This is a genomic window from Sphingobacterium sp. T2 (genome assembly GCF_000814685.1).
GTDB lineage: Bacteria > Bacteroidota > Bacteroidia > Sphingobacteriales > Sphingobacteriaceae > Sphingobacterium > Sphingobacterium thermophilum.
This window is the reverse complement of record NZ_JXAC01000003.1, coordinates 1-18,151: the sequence shown is the minus strand read 5'-3', so window position 1 is coordinate 18,151 and position 18,151 is coordinate 1. Positions and strand designations below refer to the sequence as shown.

Annotated in this window: 15 protein-coding genes and 3 pseudogenes; 13 read left to right on the top strand and 5 right to left on the bottom strand. The window is 41.4% G+C overall.

The genetic code is table 11. The annotated features are described in order from the left end of the window. A partial coding sequence (locus SD31_RS15770; protein WP_156138115.1) for a DUF2196 domain-containing protein occupies window positions 1–124 on the top strand: 124 nt, incomplete at its 5' end. Between the two features lie 251 nt (window positions 125–375). Next, a pseudogene (carA, locus tag SD31_RS00195) lies at window positions 376–1,477 on the top strand (glutamine-hydrolyzing carbamoyl-phosphate synthase small subunit). A gap of 131 nt (window positions 1,478–1,608) precedes the next feature. Here carA and SD31_RS00190 read toward each other — a convergent pair. Next, window positions 1,609–4,157, bottom strand: a pseudogene (locus SD31_RS00190) (ATP-dependent Clp protease ATP-binding subunit). Window positions 4,158–4,405: 248 nt separating this feature from the next. Here SD31_RS00190 and ettA point away from each other — a divergent pair. The 11 genes and pseudogenes from ettA to ccoS all read left to right on the top strand — a co-directional run bounded on the left by ettA (window position 4,406) and on the right by ccoS (window position 12,885). After that, a complete protein-coding gene (gene ettA / locus SD31_RS00185; protein WP_039052675.1) occupies window positions 4,406–6,088 on the top strand; it encodes an energy-dependent translational throttle protein EttA in 1,683 nt (560 codons plus the stop codon). Between the two features lie 4 nt (window positions 6,089–6,092). Continuing rightward, window positions 6,093–7,294 (top strand): annotated as a pseudogene (locus tag SD31_RS00180) (PAS domain S-box protein). A gap of 32 nt (window positions 7,295–7,326) precedes the next feature. Beyond that, the gene (locus tag SD31_RS00175) at window positions 7,327–8,373 is read left to right on the top strand and encodes a response regulator (protein ID WP_039052674.1); all 1,047 of its coding nucleotides are present in this window, start codon (window positions 7,327–7,329) and stop codon (window positions 8,371–8,373) included. A gap of 128 nt (window positions 8,374–8,501) precedes the next feature. Continuing rightward, a complete protein-coding gene (locus SD31_RS00170) occupies window positions 8,502–8,921 on the top strand; it encodes a hypothetical protein (RefSeq protein ID WP_039052673.1) in 420 nt (139 codons plus the stop codon). Between the two features lie 22 nt (window positions 8,922–8,943). After that, complete coding sequence (locus tag SD31_RS20435) at window positions 8,944–9,315, top strand: hypothetical protein (protein ID WP_316929695.1); 372 nt, start codon at window positions 8,944–8,946, stop codon at window positions 9,313–9,315. A gap of 19 nt (window positions 9,316–9,334) precedes the next feature. Next, window positions 9,335–10,297 carry a coproporphyrinogen-III oxidase family protein gene (locus tag SD31_RS00165; RefSeq protein ID WP_316929694.1) on the top strand — a complete coding sequence of 321 codons (963 nt, stop codon included), beginning with the start codon at window positions 9,335–9,337 and terminating at the stop codon, window positions 10,295–10,297. An 11-nt stretch (window positions 10,298–10,308) separates the two neighbouring features. Continuing rightward, the gene (locus SD31_RS17775; RefSeq protein ID WP_231560975.1) at window positions 10,309–10,524 is read left to right on the top strand and encodes a heavy metal translocating P-type ATPase metal-binding domain-containing protein; all 216 of its coding nucleotides are present in this window, start codon (window positions 10,309–10,311) and stop codon (window positions 10,522–10,524) included. A 214-nt stretch (window positions 10,525–10,738) separates the two neighbouring features. Then, window positions 10,739–11,167, top strand: coding sequence for a hypothetical protein (locus SD31_RS17770; RefSeq protein ID WP_231560974.1), 429 nt, complete (start codon window positions 10,739–10,741; stop codon window positions 11,165–11,167). Then, complete coding sequence (locus SD31_RS19660) at window positions 11,157–11,462, top strand: hypothetical protein (RefSeq protein ID WP_262506479.1); 306 nt, start codon at window positions 11,157–11,159, stop codon at window positions 11,460–11,462. Before SD31_RS17770 ends, SD31_RS19660 begins: the two co-directional genes overlap by 11 nt. 11 nt (window positions 11,463–11,473) lie before the next feature. Next, entirely contained in the window at window positions 11,474–12,700 is a 1,227-nt protein-coding gene (locus SD31_RS17765) for a heavy metal translocating P-type ATPase (protein WP_262506478.1), read from the top strand. 14 nt (window positions 12,701–12,714) lie between these two features. After that, on the top strand, window positions 12,715–12,885 hold the full coding sequence (gene ccoS, locus SD31_RS15765) for a cbb3-type cytochrome oxidase assembly protein CcoS (protein WP_082021739.1): 171 nt from the start codon (window positions 12,715–12,717) through the stop codon (window positions 12,883–12,885). 5 nt (window positions 12,886–12,890) lie between these two features. Here ccoS and SD31_RS00155 read toward each other — a convergent pair whose 3' ends face one another. The 4 genes from SD31_RS00155 to SD31_RS00140 form a co-directional block, all read right to left on the bottom strand. Then, the gene (locus SD31_RS00155) at window positions 12,891–13,874 is read right to left on the bottom strand and encodes an FAD:protein FMN transferase (protein WP_039052672.1); all 984 of its coding nucleotides are present in this window, start codon (window positions 13,872–13,874) and stop codon (window positions 12,891–12,893) included. Continuing rightward, complete coding sequence (locus SD31_RS00150) at window positions 13,874–16,066, bottom strand: PepSY domain-containing protein (protein ID WP_039052671.1); 2,193 nt, start codon at window positions 16,064–16,066, stop codon at window positions 13,874–13,876. Before SD31_RS00150 ends, SD31_RS00155 begins: the two co-directional genes overlap by 1 nt. Before the next feature lie 3 nt (window positions 16,067–16,069). Further along, window positions 16,070–16,501: a DUF2271 domain-containing protein gene (locus SD31_RS00145; protein WP_262506480.1), complete on the bottom strand. Its 432-nt coding sequence runs from the start codon at window positions 16,499–16,501 to the stop codon at window positions 16,070–16,072. A gap of 73 nt (window positions 16,502–16,574) precedes the next feature. Beyond that, on the bottom strand, window positions 16,575–17,819 hold the full coding sequence (locus SD31_RS00140) for an ankyrin repeat domain-containing protein (protein WP_231560972.1): 1,245 nt from the start codon (window positions 17,817–17,819) through the stop codon (window positions 16,575–16,577). Window positions 17,820–18,151 lie beyond the last annotated feature (332 nt).

Here is an 18,151-nt window from a genome sequence, read left to right as displayed (position 1 = left end):
GTTCGGGACATCTGACGGAAGGGAGGTAAAGGACATTCTTACTTCTTCTTCTTATCATCCGCATGGTATCAAGGTAAGGCTCACGGATGGTCAGGTAGGAAGAGTGCAAGAAATTGTGGAATAGGCGTCGGCCTATAAATAAGGGAAGGAGAATGTATTTTTTTGAAGATTTTCTTTTTTAGAATTTAGTTTTTGTTGTACCTTTGTCCCTCGTGAAATCAGGCACTTTTGATCCGGTATATTCAGCAATCAACTTCAATGTAATCATTGAATCATCAAATATTTGATACGTTAGCCCATTTGGGTCTTTTTTTGTGTCCGGACGGATCATCAGTTATGGTTAAATGGAATAATTTTTTACAGTATAAATAAGAAATGACCAGCTACAGTAAATTACCCGCAATTTTAGTTTTAGAAGATGGTACTGTTTTTCATGGTAAGGCTGCCGGAAAAATAGGAACAACTACTGGCGAAATTTGTTTTAACACCGGTACTACAGGGTACCAAGAAATCTTTACCGATCCGTCGTATTATGGACAAATCATGGTGACGACAAATGCCCATATTGGTAACTACGGTATTGATGAAGACGATACAGAATCGGAAAAAATTCAAATCGCCGGATTAGTTTGTAAAACTTCAATAATCAACTACAGCCGTAAGTTAGCTGATACAGTCTATCCAGACTTATTTTGAAGAACAAAATTTGGTCGGTATTTCGGATATAGATACACGTTCGTTAGTGCGTCACATCCGTGACAAAGGTGCTATGAACGCTATTATTTCATCAGAAAACCTAGACATAGATTCGTTGAAAGCTGAATTGGCTAAAGTTCCTTCAATGGCCGGTTTAGAATTATCTTCAAAGGTAAGTACGAAAGAGCCATATTATTATGGCAGTGAAGATGCAGCAATACGTATTGCAGTATTGGATTTGGGTATCAAACGTAACATTTTAAGAAACTTCGACTCACGTCAGGTGTATGCGAAAGTGTTCCCTGCAAAAACTACTTTTGCGGAGATGGAACAATGGGAGCCTGACGGTTACTTCATCTCTAACGGTCCGGGTGACCCTTCAGCGATGGATTACGCTATCAATACGGTGAAAGAAATCTTGGCTGCTGACAAACCTATGTTTGGTATCTGTTTAGGTCACCAGATCTTAGCGTTGGCAAATGGCATCCGTACGGAAAAGATGTTCAACGGTCACCGTGGTATCAACCACCCTGTGAAAAATATCATCTCCAATCGTTGTGAGATCACATCACAAAACCACGGCTTTGGAGTAGTGAGAGAAGACGTAGAAAAATCGGAAAATATAGAAATTACCCACATCAACCTTAACGACAACTCTATTGAAGGTATTCGTGTGAAAGGTAAAAAAGCATTCTCGGTGCAATATCACCCGGAATCTTCGCCAGGCCCACACGATTCTCGTTACCTGTTCGATGAGTTTGTAAGTATGGTAAAATCATAGGTTTGTAGTTATTATTCTATTTATAGTAGAAGGGCTCAACAGTAGTGTTGAGCCTTTTTTGTTACAGGAAGATAATATAAAAAAACACCCAAGTTCAAAAACTTGGGTGTTCCTCTTCAAACTGAATAAGGTTATTTTTCGTTTTCCTCTTTTATGTCGGAAGAAACGGAGTCATCCTTGTTCGGGTTTTCTCCTCGGATGATAATCTCTTTTTTCTCTTCGTCGAGATCTACTACCAAGGTAGCATTTGGCTTCAGTTCTCCTTTAAGGATCTCTTCGGCGATAGGATCTTCCAAATATTTCTGGATGGCACGTTTCAAAGGACGCGCTCCGAAGTTAGAATCATAGCCTTTGTCAGCGATGTACTCTTTAGCTTTGTCGGTAAGCTGGATGCTGTATCCCAAGCCTTCAATACGGCTGAAAAGTGACTTAAGCTCGATATCGATGATTTTGAATATATCTTCTTTGTTTAGAGAGTTGAAGACGATAACATCATCAATACGGTTTAAGAATTCAGGAGCGAAAGCCCGTTTCAATGCCGATTCAATCACACTGCGTGAATGAGCATCTGCTTGATTTTCCCGTGCCGAGGTGGTGAAGCCCACACCCTGCCCGAACTCTTTGAGCTGACGTACCCCAATGTTGGATGTCATGATGATGATAGTATTTCTGAAGTCAACCTTTCGACCTAAAGAGTCTGTCAATTGGCCTTCTTCCAATACTTGTAACAGCAAGTTGAATACGTCTGGATGGGCTTTTTCAATTTCATCCAGCAGCACAACGGAATAAGGTTTACGACGAACCTTTTCGGTAAGCTGACCACCCTCTTCATAGCCTACATATCCTGGAGGCGCTCCTACGAGACGTGATACGGCGAATTTTTCCATGTATTCGCTCATGTCTACCTGTATTAGGGCATCTTCCGAGTCGAACATGAAACGTGCCAACTCTTTAGCCAGCTCGGTCTTACCTACACCGGTAGGCCCTAAGAAGATGAATGATCCTATTGGTTTTTTGGGATCTTTTAGGCCTGCACGAGTACGCTGTATAGCTTTTACTAGCTTATGTACAGCCTCATCCTGACCGATGATACGACCTTTCATCGCTTCAGCCATGTTCAACAGCTTCTGACTGTCGGATTGGCTTACACGTTGTACTGGAATTCCTGTCATCATGGATACTACCTCTGCTACGTTTTCTTCCGTTACGGTGTATCTTTTTGTGCGTGTTTCAGCTTCCCATGCTGATTTTTCTTTTTCCAGCTCTTCCAACAGGCGTTTTTCCGTGTCACGAAGTTTTGCGGCCTCTTCATATTTCTGAGAGCGTACCACTTTGTTTTTCTCCATTTTTACCTCTTCGATTTTCTCTTCTATATCGATAATAGATTGAGGTACATGGATGTTGGTTAAGTGTACGCGTGAGCCTGCCTCGTCCAAGGCATCTATAGCCTTGTCCGGAAGAAAGCGGTCGGTGATATAACGTGATGTCAATGTCACACAGGCTTCTAATGCTTCCGGGGTATAGATGACATTGTGATGTTCTTCGTATTTGTCCTTGATACGGTTAAGGATTTCTAGCGTTTCCTCATGGGTGGCAGGTTCTACCATAACCTTTTGGAAACGACGATCCAGAGCACCATCCTTTTCGATGTACTGACGGTATTCGTCTAGGGTCGTAGCACCTATACATTGGATTTCTCCACGAGCTAGGGCAGGTTTGAACATGTTTGAAGCGTCCAACGATCCCGAAGCGCCACCTGCTCCTACAATGGTGTGAATCTCATCGATAAATAAGATTACATCCGGAGACTTTTCCAGTTCGTTCATCACGGCTTTCATACGCTCTTCAAATTGGCCACGGTATTTGGTGCCCGCTACCAATGAAGCCAGATCCAAGGTTACTACACGCTTGTTGAACAGCACACGTGAAACCTTTCTTTGCACGATACGTAAGGCTAGCCCTTCCGCAATGGCAGATTTACCTACTCCGGGCTCACCGATGAGGATTGGGTTGTTTTTCTTACGACGTGACAAGATCTGCGACACTCGTTCTATCTCTTTTTCGCGACCAACAATAGGGTCTAGCTTGCCTTCTTCCGCGGCTCTTGTCAGGTCACGACCGAAGTTGTCCAGTACTGGCGTCTTAGATTTGATGTCTGACACTTTTTTGGGAGCGGAAAAGCTTTCCTGTTCTTCGTAGTCATCGTCTGGTGTAGAAGAGCTCGACGCTTCATCTCGGATGACACCGCGGTTTTGCTCTACCTCATTTTTGAACAGGTCGTAGTTTACACCGAACTGTTGCAAGATTTGCGAGGCTATGTTGTCTTCATCACGAAGGATAGCCAATAGCAGATGTTCCGTGCCAATGATGTCGCTTTTGAAGATTTTAGCTTCCAGATATGTAATTTTTAGTACTTTCTCTGCCTGTTTTGTTAAAGGGACAGATCCAATAGGTGTCCGGGATACAGACGATCCTTTCACTGCATCCTCTATGGCCTGTCTGATACGTGCTGTATCGATATTTTAAGTCTTTTTAAAATTTTTATAGCTATACCATCACCTTCTCGGATAAGTCCCAGTAAGAGATGTTCTGTACCTATATAGTCATGACGGAGCCTGATAGCCTCCTCACGACTATATGAAATTACATCCTTTACTCTTGGTGAAAATTTTGCTTCCATTAATAATACCTTTCTTTTATGAAATATAAGCAGGGTTTTTATAAAAGTATGAAATAATCTCAAAATCCGAACTTATATTTTACTATAAATTATCAACAATTGCGCCATTAAATTTTATCGACAAAATGGCAGATTTTAGGTGTCGTCACTTCTTTAAATTTGAAAGTGGTACCAATTTTTGTTTGGGGCTTAATTTGACTATCTTTGACTTAAATAAATTTAATAAAAAATCAGTTTATTGTTTTTATATGTCTGACGAAAAAGTAATATTTTCCATGGCGGGGGTAAACAAAATCTATCCGCCGCAAAAACAAGTTCTTAAAAATATATACTTATCCTTTTTTTATGGTGCAAAGATTGGGGTTATAGGTCTTAATGGTTCTGGAAAATCTTCTTTATTGAAGATAATTGCCGGTATAGACAAATCCTATCAAGGAGAAGTGGTATTCTCGCCAGGCTATTCAGTAGGCTATCTTCCTCAGGAGCCGGAGCTGGATCCTGAAAAGACAGTACGTGAAGTGGTAGAAGAAGGAGTTGCGGAAATCACTTCCATTTTGAAAGAATATGAAGAAATAAACGAAAAGTTCGGTCTGCCTGAGGTGTATGAGAATCCGGATGAGATGGATAAGCTGTTGGCACGTCAGGGCGAATTACAAGATAAAATCGATGCTACTAATGCGTGGGAGTTAGACACGAAACTGGAGCGTGCCATGGATGCGTTGCGCTGTCCGGATCCTGATGCTAAGGTTGCCAATCTGTCAGGTGGTGAGCGCCGTCGGGTAGCTTTGTGTCGTCTTCTGCTTCAAGAGCCGGATGTATTGTTGTTGGATGAGCCTACCAACCACTTGGACGCGGAGTCTATAGATTGGCTGGAGCAGCACCTTCAGCAATACAAAGGTACGGTCATCGCAGTGACGCACGACAGATACTTCTTGGATAATGTGGCGGGATGGATTTTGGAGTTGGATAGAGGAGAAGGTATTCCTTGGAAGGGGAACTACTCTTCTTGGCTGGATCAGAAAGCTAAACGCTTAGCCCAAGAAGAAAAGCAGGAAACCAAACGTCAAAAAACATTGGAACGTGAGCTGGAGTGGGTACGCATGGCGCCTAAAGCCCGTCATGCCAAATCTAAGGCCCGTCTTCACAACTATGAAAAGTTAGCGTCGGAAGAAACGAAGGAGCGTGAAGAGAAGCTGGAGCTTTTTATTCCTCCTGGACCGCGCTTAGGAAATGTCGTTATCGAAGCACAAAATGTAACCAAAGCCTATGGAGATCGTATCCTGTTCGAAAATTTGAGTTTTTCCTTACCTCCTGCAGGTATCGTTGGAATTATAGGTCCTAATGGTGCTGGAAAGACTACCTTGTTTAGATTAATCACAGGTCAGGAACAGCCGGATTCTGGAACTTTCCGTGTAGGGGAAACAGTAGTGTTAGGGTATGTAGACCAAATGCACGACGACCTTGACCCTGAGAAAAGTGTATGGGAAAATATATCGGGGGGTAGCGACAACATCATGTTAGGTAACAGGATGGTTAACTCCAGAGCATATGTTTCTAAGTTTAATTTCAATGGAGCTGACCAACAAAAGAAAGTGGGAGTATTGTCTGGAGGAGAAAGAAATCGCGTCCATTTAGCTATGACCTTGAAAAAAGGTGCTAACGTACTGTTGTTGGACGAGCCTACCAACGATATTGACGTAAATACGTTACGTGCCTTGGAGGAAGGTTTGGAAAATTTTGGTGGCTGTGCTGTGATCATTTCCCACGACCGTTGGTTCCTCGACAGGATATGTACGCATATCTTGGCATTTGAAGGCGATTCTCAGGTGTATTTCTTCGAAGGAAATTATACCGAATATGAAGAAAATCGTAAAAAACGCTTGGGAGATGTAGCTCCTAAACGTATTAAATACAAAAAGTTAGTTAAATAAGAAGATGAGTTTAGAATCCGCAAAGCTTCTAGAAGCGATTATAGAAAACGCTATAGACGGTATCATCACTACCGATAATCGGGGATTTGATCGAGTCTATCAATCCGGCAGCACTAGAGTTGTTTGGCTATACAGCTGAAGAGGTCGTGGGGCAGAATGTTTCCATATTGATGCCGGAGCCGGATAGGAGCTTGCATGATTCTTATATAGAAAATTACAGGCGAACAGGCAAAAAGAAAATTATAGGTATAGGCCGTGAGGTTTTGGGCCGTAAAAAAGACGGCTCGACCTTTCCTTTTCGCCTAGCAGTAAGTGAGGTGTTTTATAAGGATAAAAGCGTCTTTGCAGGCTTTATTCACGATCTGTCCAAGGAGAAAAAGGCCGAAGAGGAACTTCGTAAGCATACGTTGGAGCTGGAAGAGATCGTCCGTAACCGTACCAAAGATCTGATAGCCTTGGTGTCTGAATTAGAGAAAGCGAAGGCGGAGGTTTCCAAATCGTTGGAAAAGGAAAAAGAACTGAACCAGCTTAAGTCGCGTTTTGTGTCTATGGCTTCACACGAATTCCGAACACCTTTAAGTTCTGTTCAGTTGTCAGCATCTCTTATAGATAAATATCTGGAGAAGCCGAATGCGGCGGAATCCATCATGAAACATACCAACCGTATCAAGGGCGCTGTGCAGCTGCTCAATAATATTCTCAATGACTTTCTGTCTTTGGAGAAGTTAGAAGCCGGCGTGGTGGTCGTAAAAATGGAAAAAATTAATGTCGTGCAGCTCGGAGAAGAGATCACGGCGGAGATGCAGCTGATATGCAAGAAAAACCAGCATATCGTTTATCAGCATACGGGAACGCAGGCTGAATTTGAGTTGGATGCCCACCTCTTAAAGAACAGTATTATCAACCTTATCTCCAATGCCATAAAATATTCTGGAGAAGATACCTTTATAGAGTTTGCCACAGAAATTACAGATGATTTATGTACAGTGATGGTCAGTGACAACGGTATCGGTATTCCGGAAGATGCACAAAAACATCTGTTTGAGCCCTTCTTCAGGGCGCACAATACAGGAAATATTCCTGGAACGGGGTTAGGTCGTTAATATTGTTAAGCGATATGTGCAACTTATGGGTGGAGAAATGGAATATAAATCAGCATTAAACAAAGGAACATCCTTTAAAATGATCTTCAGACGCAACAAATAATCATCTGTCTATGACTAAGAAAAAAATAATTAATCGTTGAGGATAATTTAGAAATCAGAGAGAGTACGGCCGAAATTTTGGAACTTACTGGGGGGTATGAGGTTTTGCAGGCAGAAAACGGAAAAGAGGGGGTGGAGATGGCTATGCAGCATATTCCGGATCTTATTTTATGTGACATCATGATGCCTGAGTTGGATGGCTACGGCGTATTGTATATGCTCTCTAAGCATGAGCAGACTATGCACATTCCCTTTATTTTCCTCACGGCCAAGTCGGAGCGTGTGGATATGCGCAAAGCTATGGAAATGGGGGCCGACGACTATCTGGTTAAGCCTTTTGATGATTTGGAATTGCTCAATTCCATCGAAAGCCGTCTGAAGAAAAGAGAAAGCCTGCAGACCTTGTTTGCACATAAAAGCAGCAATCCGTTGAGCCTTAGTGACGAGGAGCAGGATTTAATGCTGAACGAGCTTGTCAATGAAGCGCGTGTCAAAGTATACAAGAAAAAGCAGCTTATCTACGAGGAAGGGGATAGTCCTGTGTATGTATATTATGTGAAGTCCGGAAAGGTGAGAACTTTTCTGTATTATCAAGATGGTAGGGAACTGACGACAAGTATACTTTCGGCGACTGAGTTTTTCGGTTATGAATCTGTCTTACTGAACGAAAAATATACGGACAATGCCAGTGCATTAGAAGATACAGAGGTTGCTTTAATTCCGAAAGAAAAATTCTTTGAACTCATGTTCAATAAGCCGGTGCTTGCTTCTAAATTTATAAAGCTACTTTCCGGCAACGTGAAAGAAAAAGAAGAGCAGATGCTGGGCTTTGCTTATGACTCTGTAAGAAAGCGTGTTGCCAATACTTTGGTGCAGGTCGCGGTAAAATCTGTCAGCGATGAAAATCAGGATGAGGTGGTGATTCGCGTGTCACGCGACGATTTGGCGGCATTGGCAGGGACAGCCAATGAGACCATAAGCCGTATGTTGGCGGACTTTAAGGAGGAAAAGCTCATCACTAAAGTAGGAAATGCCATACGGATTTTTTCCATCCGCAAGCTCAAAAACATCAGACAATAAGAAATTTCTAGGGCTCCCTTACGGGAGCCTTTTTTTTGTGACTTATATCACATATTCTCCTGACCGGTTACATACCATGCCCCACCTTAATCTGGTAATTTTGGACAATTTAAGGGATTAAAAAATATATGCGTGTTGTAGTCTATAATATTCAAGATTTTGAGAAGGAGACATTGGCCAAAGCTAATGCTAAGGTGCATGACTTGACCCTTATTTCGAATCCTCTGAATCTTGAAACATTAAGATATGCTGTAGGGAAAGAGGTGGTCATCATTTCGCATAAGGATATTTTGGACCGAGAAATTTTAGATGCGCTACATAATATTAATGTAAATAAGATTATTACACGCTCTTCTACGATGGATCATATCGATATGGATTATGCGAAGAAACTCAAATTTCATGTCGCTAACACGCCGGATTCGGATACCTCATTGGAGAGTGTAGCTCAACAGACCATAAAGAATCTTACACTTTGGACACAAAACGAATGTTTGGGAAGTTCCTGTCAATGTGGGTTTTCGTGTAATAAGGATAAAACTTTATAATAAACTTCTAAATTTTGAACCGATGTTAGAGAAGTTGATCGACAAATATAATGTACCTGCTCCGAGGTACACTTCTTATCCTACCGTTCCTTTTTGGGAAAATGAAAAATTTAACCGTGAAGAATGGACGGAAAGGGTAGTAGCCCGTTATAAGCAAACAAAATCCGAAGGAATAAGTATCTATATTCATTTACCGTATTGCGAAAGTCTTTGCACCTATTGTGGTTGTAATACGCGCATTACGAAAAACCATAAGGTTGAAGATCCTTACATCGGTTCTTTATTAAAAGAGTGGGAAATGTACCGTCAGCTTTTTGGAGAAGGAGGTGTCTTGATTCAGGAGATACATCTTGGTGGCGGTACTCCCACTTTTTTTTTCACCAGAGAATCTTAAAAAATTAATTCAAGGGATATTGGCGGGTAACAAAAAAACGCAAGATGCAAGTTTTTCGTTTGAAGCCCATCCCGCAAATACTACCCGCGAGCACCTTCAGACCTTATATGACCTAGGGTTTAAGAGATTGAGTCTTGGAATTCAGGACTTTGATGAGAAGGTTCAGTATGTCATAAATAGACACCAGACGGTAGAGGATGTTTCACGAGTTATGAAAGAAGCTCGTCAGATAGGTTATGAATCCATCAACTTTGATTTAATATATGGACTTCCTCTGCAGACGTTAGATTCTATCAAGCATACTCTTAATTTATCACTGAAACTTTCTCCGGACCGTATATCCTTTTACAGTTATGCTCATGTGCCCTGGATAAAACCTGGCCAAAGACGCTTTACGGAGTTGGATCTTCCGGTAGGTAAGGCCAAGCTAGAGCTGTATCTGCAAGGTAAAGCGATGATTCAGGAAGCCGGCTACGAAGATGTAGGGATGGACCATTTCGCAAAGAAGGGGGATGCGCTCTTTGAAGCCAACGTAAACGGAACATTACATCGCAACTTCATGGGATATGCCGATAGGTATACTCCATTGATGATAGGGCTAGGTGTTTCCGCTATTTCGGATGCATGGACAGCCTTTGGTCAGAATGTGAAAACCGTTGAAGAATATCACGATCTTATCCGACAAGGATTGCTCCCAGTATTTAAAGGGCATTTTTTGAATGACGAGGACCTGACTATCCGTCAATATATCTTAGACATGATGTGCCGAGGCGTGGTGAATCTAAAACCTCAACACGAGTTGAATGAGCGTTTCCTGTCGCGTCTCTCTCCTCTGGAGCAGGACCAACTGATTCGGATCAAAGACAATACGATCAGTATAACACCGACAGGGAAATCTTTCTTACGCAACGTATGTATGGCTTTTGATGAGCGTTTACAACGTCGTCAGGAGCGAGACAACTTGTTCAGTCAAGCAATTTAAAGGATAACATTATGGCGGTAGAGGCGAAGATAGGAACCACATGCTTTCACTGTGGTGACAAAGTAGAGGAAACTCCCTATGTATTGGATTCCCACACTTTCTGTTGTTTGGGATGTCAGACAGTGTATCAAATCCTAAGCCAGAATAATCTGGAGAGCTATTACCGTTATAATACTCATCCTGGAAAATCACAAAAATTGACAGAAGCAGGATCTCTCTTATCTTGACGAACCCAATATTGTTGCCAAGTTGGTAGACTATCAGGACGACCAAATAGGGATTATCACCTTTTATATACCCGCTATCCATTGTAGTTCCTGCATATGGCTGTTGGAAAATGTGTATAAGCTGGAAGCCTGCCATCCGATCTTCAAAAGTGGAATTTATTGAAAAACAGGCTAGCAATCACTTTCGATAAACAAGTTAATTACACTGAGAGAAGTGGTGGAACTACTTCAGCGCATTGGCTACGAGCCTAAAATTACACTTCAAGATGTAGTTAAGGAAAGTAGAAAAGTGAGTTACAATGGACTTATTGCGAAGCTTACCGTCGCAGGATTTTGCTTTGGCAATTCCATGATGATTAGTTTTCCTGACTACTTCGGTATAGGAGAATTTGAACGTGAATATGCCCATTTCTTTGGTTACATGAATTTGGCATTCGGAATTCCAGTTTTGTTTTACAGTGCTGCGGACTATTTCAAGTCGGCATGGAACAGCTTAAAGCAGAAGCAACTCAACTTGGATGTTCCTTTAGCCTTAGGGATTCTGGTGCTGTTTTTACGCTCTGCTATAGAAATCTTAACCCATACCGGTCCGGGTTTTATGGATACCTTGTGTAGTCTGGTGTTTTTTTATCTTGGTAGGTAAATGGGTACAGCAAAGAACATATTATCATATATCTTTTGAAAGAGATTACCGTTCCTATTTTCCTGTGGCGGTAACGGTCATGGAAGAGAATAAGGAAATTCCTAAACAGATAGGAGATTTAAAGGTAGGAGATCGGATACTTATACGTAATAATGAGATTATCCCTGCTGATGCGATCCTACTAAAGGGAAACGCATCTGTGGATTTCAGCTTTGTGACAGGGGAGAGCAAGCCGGTGGACAAAGTTTTGGGAGAGGTAGTGTATGCCGGAGGACGACAGTTGGGCGAAGCATAGAGCTGGAAGTGGTGAAACCTGTCTCTCAAAGCTACCTTACACGTCTATGGAACAACGAGTCTTTCAAGACTTACGAAAAGAAATTCGACACTTTTGTAGGTTTCATAAGCAAATATTTTACGGTTGTCTTAGTGAGCATAGCGTTGACCGCGTTGGCGTTTTGGTGGATCAACGGACATGCTGACAAAGCTTGGGGAGCTTTTACGGCAGTGCTTATCATCGCTTGTCCGTGTGCTTTGGCTTTAAGTTCTCCATTTACTCTTTCGGCGGCATTGAGCATTTTCGACCGTAACAAATTTTATATCAAAAATACCGCGGCCATAGAGCAGATGGCAGCAATTGATACGGTGGTGTTTGATAAGACGGGTACCATCACATCGCCTAATGCATCAACTTTATGGTTCGAAGGAGAATTAAGTGCTCTGGAGAAAGATATACTTTTCTCCATGTGCCGTAACTCTAATCACCCCTTGAGCAGAGAAATCGTGAAATGGATAGGTACGTGCAACATCCTTCCCATATCGGACTACAAAGAAGTGGTGGGGAAGGGACAGTCAGCAAAATATTTAGATTATAAGGTAGATATAGGCAGTGCCGGATATGTTGGTGTTGCAAAAACCGCGGAGAGCACTGCTGTTTACGTAAAAATAAATGATGAATTAAAAGGCGTTTTTACATTGGAGCAGTCATGGCGTCCTAGGCTCAATGATGTGGTGCAGACTCTGAAGAAGGAGGGCTATAACCTTCATCTTATTTCGGGAGATAACGAACGAAAGGCTGAGGCGCTGAAGATAATCTTCCCTTCGGAATCTCAGCTGTTGTTTAACCAAAATCCTTCCGAGAAGCTGCAACGTATTGATCAATGGCAAAAGCAAAATCATAAAGTGTGTATGCTGGGAGATGGGCTTAACGATGCGGGGGCACTGCGTAAGGCTGATCTTGGAATTGCTGTATCGGATGATATCAACAATTTTTCTCCGGGCTGTGATGCTATCTTGGATGGTGTTTCCTTTGATAAGATTCCGGCTTTTTTTAATTTTAGTAAAGATGCGGTGAAAGTCATCAAGATGAGTTTCGGCATATCGTTGATGTATAACATCATAGGATTGAGCTTTGCGGTACAAGGAACGATGTCTCCATTATTTGCCGCTATATTGATGCCTATAAGTACGGTGACCATAATATCTTTTACAAGCTTGATGACACGTTGGTGCGGTAAGCGAAGAGGACTGTTATAAAAAAGTATAGTACAATGAACATAATTTTTTTATTAATTGGGTTTAGTGTTATTATAGCTTTGATTTTCCTTGGGGCTTTCTTTTGGGCCAATAAAACCAAACAATATGAGGACACATATACCCCTTCGGTGCGAATCTTGTTTGATGATGAGGTAAAAGATACCGATAGTGCAGAGGTGAAGTAGAAAGATTATTTTATTATCCTACCATTATCTGTAATAAGGAAGAAACTATATTCCGGGAATTTTTTTGCCAATGCAATACCTTGCTTTGTCCCCAACACCATGATGGATGTGCTTAAGAAATTGGCGAATTCGGCTGACGGTCCCCAGATGGTAACACTTGTAAGTCCAGTGGAAGGATAGCCGGTCTTGGGATTGATGATGTGTGAATAGCGAATGCCATCAATTTCAGCATATTTTTCGTAACTGCCGGAAGTAGCTACTGCACTTTCTTTAAGCTTGAGTACCTTGGCTATGCGGTGCTTTTTAAACGGATTTTTAATACCTATTTTCCATGTTTTGCCAAGAGGTTGTGATCCCCATGTAGTTAGGTCGCCGGAGGCATTTACTATTCCTCCTTTAACGCCTAAAGATTTCATGAGTGCTCGACCTCGATCTGCAGCGTAACCTTTTCCGATGGAGCCAAAGCCTATTTTCATTCCTTTTTGGGACAGAAAGATGGTGGAATGGGTAGTGTCTAGAATGATATTTTCATAGCCTACATTTTTGATGGATTCTCTGACGGTGGTTTCTGAAGGCTTATGTGTCATGCTGCCGTCGAACTTCCACACTTTGTCCAGAGCAGCAATACTGATATCAAAGGCGCCTTCCGTCATGGAAGAGTAGTATAAGGCTCTTTGCGTGAGTTCCAAAAGTTCTTTGTCCACTTTTACGGGTTTGATTCCTGCCAGCCTGTTGATTTCGGATACTTGTGTATGTGGTCGCCATTCTGAAATCAGATTTTCTATACGCTCCATCTCTTCTATGGTAAGGTCAATAAAGTGATTTGCCGTGATGCTATCCTGAGCTACGATAGTAATCTGAAATTGAGACCCCATAAGGATTGTATTGCGGGTCACAGCAATATCTTGGGCATTTAGCATGGAGGGGCCAAAGCCTAATATGACTAATAATAGCAGCAAATTATTTCTGAAAAATTTATAGTCTTTCATCAATAGCAATCTGTCAGAATTTGTTTTTTTGACTTATAGGTAGACAGACTTTCGTTGTTGTATGACTGAGAGATCTGGTCTAGTACCTTTTCTACATCTTTCTGCATCTGTAGGGATCCACAAATCATAATCTTCCCTTCGTTATGAAGAAGGTCTGCGAAATACTTGGCATCTCTTCGAATCAAATCCATAACATACTGTTTGTCTTGTTCGCGTGAGAATGCAAAATGAATTTCCGAGAGATGCTGTCTTTCAATTTCTGCCGCAGCAAATTGTCTGTATTCTTGGACAAGCTCATTGTCGTGTCGGAATCCAGCATAAAGTCTTAAAGGAATATGAGATGTATTATCGCTTATCATACCCAGGAAAGGGGCTATTCCCGTTCCGTTGGCGATAAGGGCCACCTGATTGGCATTCTTCGGAAAGTGGAAAGAAGGATTTGGCATGATACGGCCTAGAATGGTCTGACCTTTAGTTAGACTATGCAAAAAGCCGGAACCCAAGCCGTTAGGAAATAGTTTGACCACCAGTTGTATATAATTTCCTTTTCTGCCAATAGAATATAATCGCTCTCTGTGGTCATCAGCTGGGTATATGGCCAATAAATCTCCGGAGACAAAGTTCTGTCTGCTCTTTAAGAGCACTTTGAAGGTAGGGTTAGTTTCTGTTGCTTGTGTTTTTTCTACTACGGTAAACTTCTTTAATCCCGATATATGTGGGTTGTACGCAGCTGGGGAGGTAGAAAGACCTAAAGAAAGTTTATGGTTGAGATGCCTTACCCATTCTACAAATTCGTTAGAAGATTTGTCATTGACGGTAAAAAGGTTGGTGATTCGGACAGCCCAAGGCTGTTGTTCTACTATTTTGTCTGCTGTCTGGGCGAAAGCGCAATAATCGTGATATGCTGTAGAGCCGAATCCCACCACGCTGAAGCCCACTTTTCCTTGTTGAGGATATTTTTCTAATAAGGAAATGAATTTATCTGCATTGCTGGGCGCATCACCCAATCCATAAGTGGAAGTGAGAATGAAAATATTTCTAACCTTTGGAAAGGAGACGTATTGGTTCATCATTGTAAGGAACGAGCGATGTCCCTTTGCAAGCAGCTGTTGATGTATTTTGTTGGCAAAAGAAATTGTAGAGCCGTTTTCTGACCCCACAAGAATGACAATCTCAGCATTTTGAGAAGAATACTTGTTTCGAATTTTTGTGCGACAGCGTTTTAAGGTAATGGCAAATCCCGTATAGATAAATAACAATATATTTAGCGATGCTATTCCTAAGATAATAGCCCATATGCTGTTGGTTCTTCCGCTATGTAGGTCGATGTTGATTTTTTCAAGTACTGCCGCATAAGGAAGTTTTGTTTCATGAAGGATATCACCATTGATCTGGTTGATAGAAACGATGCGGTCCTTTAGTGTGATGATGAAAGGTTCTGTCGGATCGTCCGGAATAAAAGGGAATTCTATTTTTTCTACATCCGTCAGTTTGGTATTTCGGAAGAAAGCTATATCCTTCAGCTCTTTGGTTAAATGTTCCGAAGAACTGATTTTGTGTGGTATTTCTATGTTTTCGGATTTGAAAAAGTCCAGTCTTACCAAAAAGATGATAGTTCCAGTAAGAGCAATCATAAGAACGGGGATAAGCAACCATCTTCCCGATAGGACATGATAGAAAGGAGCGAAGCTGTCTTTCTTTATTTTATCAAAGAAGTGGAGGATACCTTGCTGGCGTTTGATGACCAAGAGGATTCCGCTAATGGTTATCAATAGCAGTAAGAAAGATACAATACCTACTATGAGACGTCCTGTTTCTTTTAGAAATAGGGAGCGGTGCAGGGCTGTTGTCCATTGGATAAACGGACTTTTGGGAATGATATTGCCTAATTTTTCGCCCGTTAAAGGGTCTATATATGCATGTATGTTGTTACCCTCCTCATCCAAAGCTTCTATTGCTACAAAGTCATTATGATTCACAGTGACTTGCAATATTTCCGTATAAGCATCGCGCAAAGCGGGAATGCTTTGCGCGAGCGTGATCTCCTCGAAATTTTTTACACGATAGGGAAGGTACTTTTCTTGCACTGCATCTACAGCTAGTATTACGCCTGTAACGGACAGTATCAGTAAAAACAATGAGCTTATTAATGCTAAAGCAAGATGCGCAAATCTCCAGATCGATAACGTCATTTATTATTGAACTTTTATAAATCTTATTGTACGTATATAACCCGTCCCTTTGATACCTTCTCTGTTGTCCAAAATGTCGGAAGACAAAGCCACTTCTGCGTCTTTGACATGATATTTTTGTGTTTCTACAGCCGATTCGAACCGGATACGATAACCTTTGTTTAGTTTATTGCTGTCAAACTCTAATATTCGAGTAGCTCTTGCACCCCCGGCCACGGAGCGCCGGTGATGGCATTTAGTTTTTCTTTCTTTTTGGTTTCTGAATTTATCCCATTCTTTCAGGGTGTTATACCACTCTTGGTCGGGGCCTAGAATACCTAAGGTTTTTTCATATTCACCTTTAGGGTTGATCAGGGAAATAACTATATAGGCTTCCTTGCCGGAGTAGTTTTGCATTTGGATCATGCATTTGTACTTGGTAGTCGTCTGCGCAATGCTATGTCGTATAGCAAATATGGAAAAGAAGGTAAGTACAAAAAAATTTAATAGTATATTTCATCTCCTTATATTATTTCAAAAATTCTACAGATATATTGTTTCGGGATAAAAAGTCGTTCTCTTTAGCCAAATCATATGCAGTCTCATCGAATTCGGTTTTCAGCTCTTTTTTTGCTCCCAGTGCTATAAGTGTTTTGAGTAAGGAATCATCCTTAGCAATAAGAGCTGCTTTATGCAAAGGCGTATTGCCATCTTGATCTTGGGCATTGATGTCTGCGCCTAGCTCTGCGGCTTTTTTGATTAAATCTATGTCCTGTTTATCTACCGCTAGATGGAATAGCGTATTCCCATTTTGCTGAGGGGCCGTAATGTCGATACCCGCAGCTTTAAGGACGTTCAATTTTTCAACAAAATCGTCTTTGGCATTAGGGCGGTAGGAGTTAAACCAGTGATAGGCTATATTGTTGCCCTTCTTGTCTACCACTTTAGTGTCAGCGCCTTTCTTTATGAGAAGATCTACTATCGCCGCAGATCCAGAAGCTACCGCTTTTATGAGCGCTGTTTCGCCGTCTTCGTTGTGTGCATGGATAGTGTTGGCTTTAGAAAGAAGAGTTTCTACAAGCTGAACATCTCGTCCGGCAGCAGCATTCATTAAGATGGTATTGCCATCATGGTCTGCTTTTGTGATATCAATATCTTTAGATAAGAAGTAGTTGATAAGTTCTTTATTCGGTCTTTTTACCAATATGTGCAATAAGGTTTCTCCTTTTGGATTGACAGCCTTAGGGTTTAGACCATATTTTTCTATGAGCTGTTGAAAAACATCCAAACCGTTCTGTTTTTGACGTGACCCTTGTGTTGCAAAAAATAAAGCTTGGTCAGTAAGAGCTACCCCCTTAGCAAGGAGCCTTTCTATTAGACTTAGATTGCCTAATCGGGCGGCATAATCAGCTACCGTTCGACCGTGAGCATCTTTGTCGGTCAGAGATAATCCTTTGGAGAGCAGGTATTCTGTAACTTTAAAGTCTGTGTCATGTGCGATTGCTAACATAAGAAGAGTAGCTCCGTTTTCATAAGTTGCTTTGGGGTCTATACCTGCTTTGAATAGTGCTTCATAAACCTCAAGATTGGTATTGCCGGCGGATGCTGCGTAGGCAATCACCGGATCGCCATGACTGTCCTTATAATGTATATCAGATCCTTTTTCTATTAGATATTTAACAAGGTCAGCATTTCCTGCCGCTGCAGCCCATTGCAAGTAGGTGCGGCTATGATGTGTTTTCTTATGGATTCCATTACCCTCTTGTTCTATCAAATATATGATGACATCATTTGAAGCTCGGTTATTGATAGCATATGTGGTAGGGTCGAAGAATGCTGCATTTCCTTGAGAAGGGCTGTGATCCTTTGTTTATTTCAGCTTTTACCATTTCCAAGCTAGGTTTGCCTTTCCAGAAGTCTGGGTTCATTAGTGGATTTGATACTTGTTGTGCTTTACCATGTAAGGCGGCTGCTAGGAATAGAGTCAAAAAGGAAGATTTTTTTTCATAATCGCTTTCTTTTTTTTTAATTTAAATTAATTACTAAATAACAAAAGTATGAATTTTTCCCTGTTTACAAAATAATTTGTGATTTTATAAGGCACAT

Bases quoted from the DNA above. Each gene is read 5' to 3' on its own strand.
- ettA (WP_039052675.1), top strand. From the start codon at position 4,406: ATGTCTGACGAAAAAGTAATATTTTCCATGGCGGGGGTAAACAAAATC.
- SD31_RS00170 (WP_039052673.1), top strand. From the start codon at position 8,502: ATGCGTGTTGTAGTCTATAATATTCAAGATTTTGAGAAGGAGACATTG.
- SD31_RS20435 (WP_316929695.1), top strand. From the start codon at position 8,944: ATGTTAGAGAAGTTGATCGACAAATATAATGTACCTGCTCCGAGGTAC.
- SD31_RS17775 (WP_231560975.1), top strand. From the start codon at position 10,309: ATGGCGGTAGAGGCGAAGATAGGAACCACATGCTTTCACTGTGGTGAC.
- ccoS (WP_082021739.1), top strand. From the start codon at position 12,715: ATGAACATAATTTTTTTATTAATTGGGTTTAGTGTTATTATAGCTTTG.
- SD31_RS00155 (WP_039052672.1), bottom strand. From the start codon at position 13,874: ATGAAAGACTATAAATTTTTCAGAAATAATTTGCTGCTATTATTAGTC.
- SD31_RS00150 (WP_039052671.1), bottom strand. From the start codon at position 16,066: ATGACGTTATCGATCTGGAGATTTGCGCATCTTGCTTTAGCATTAATA.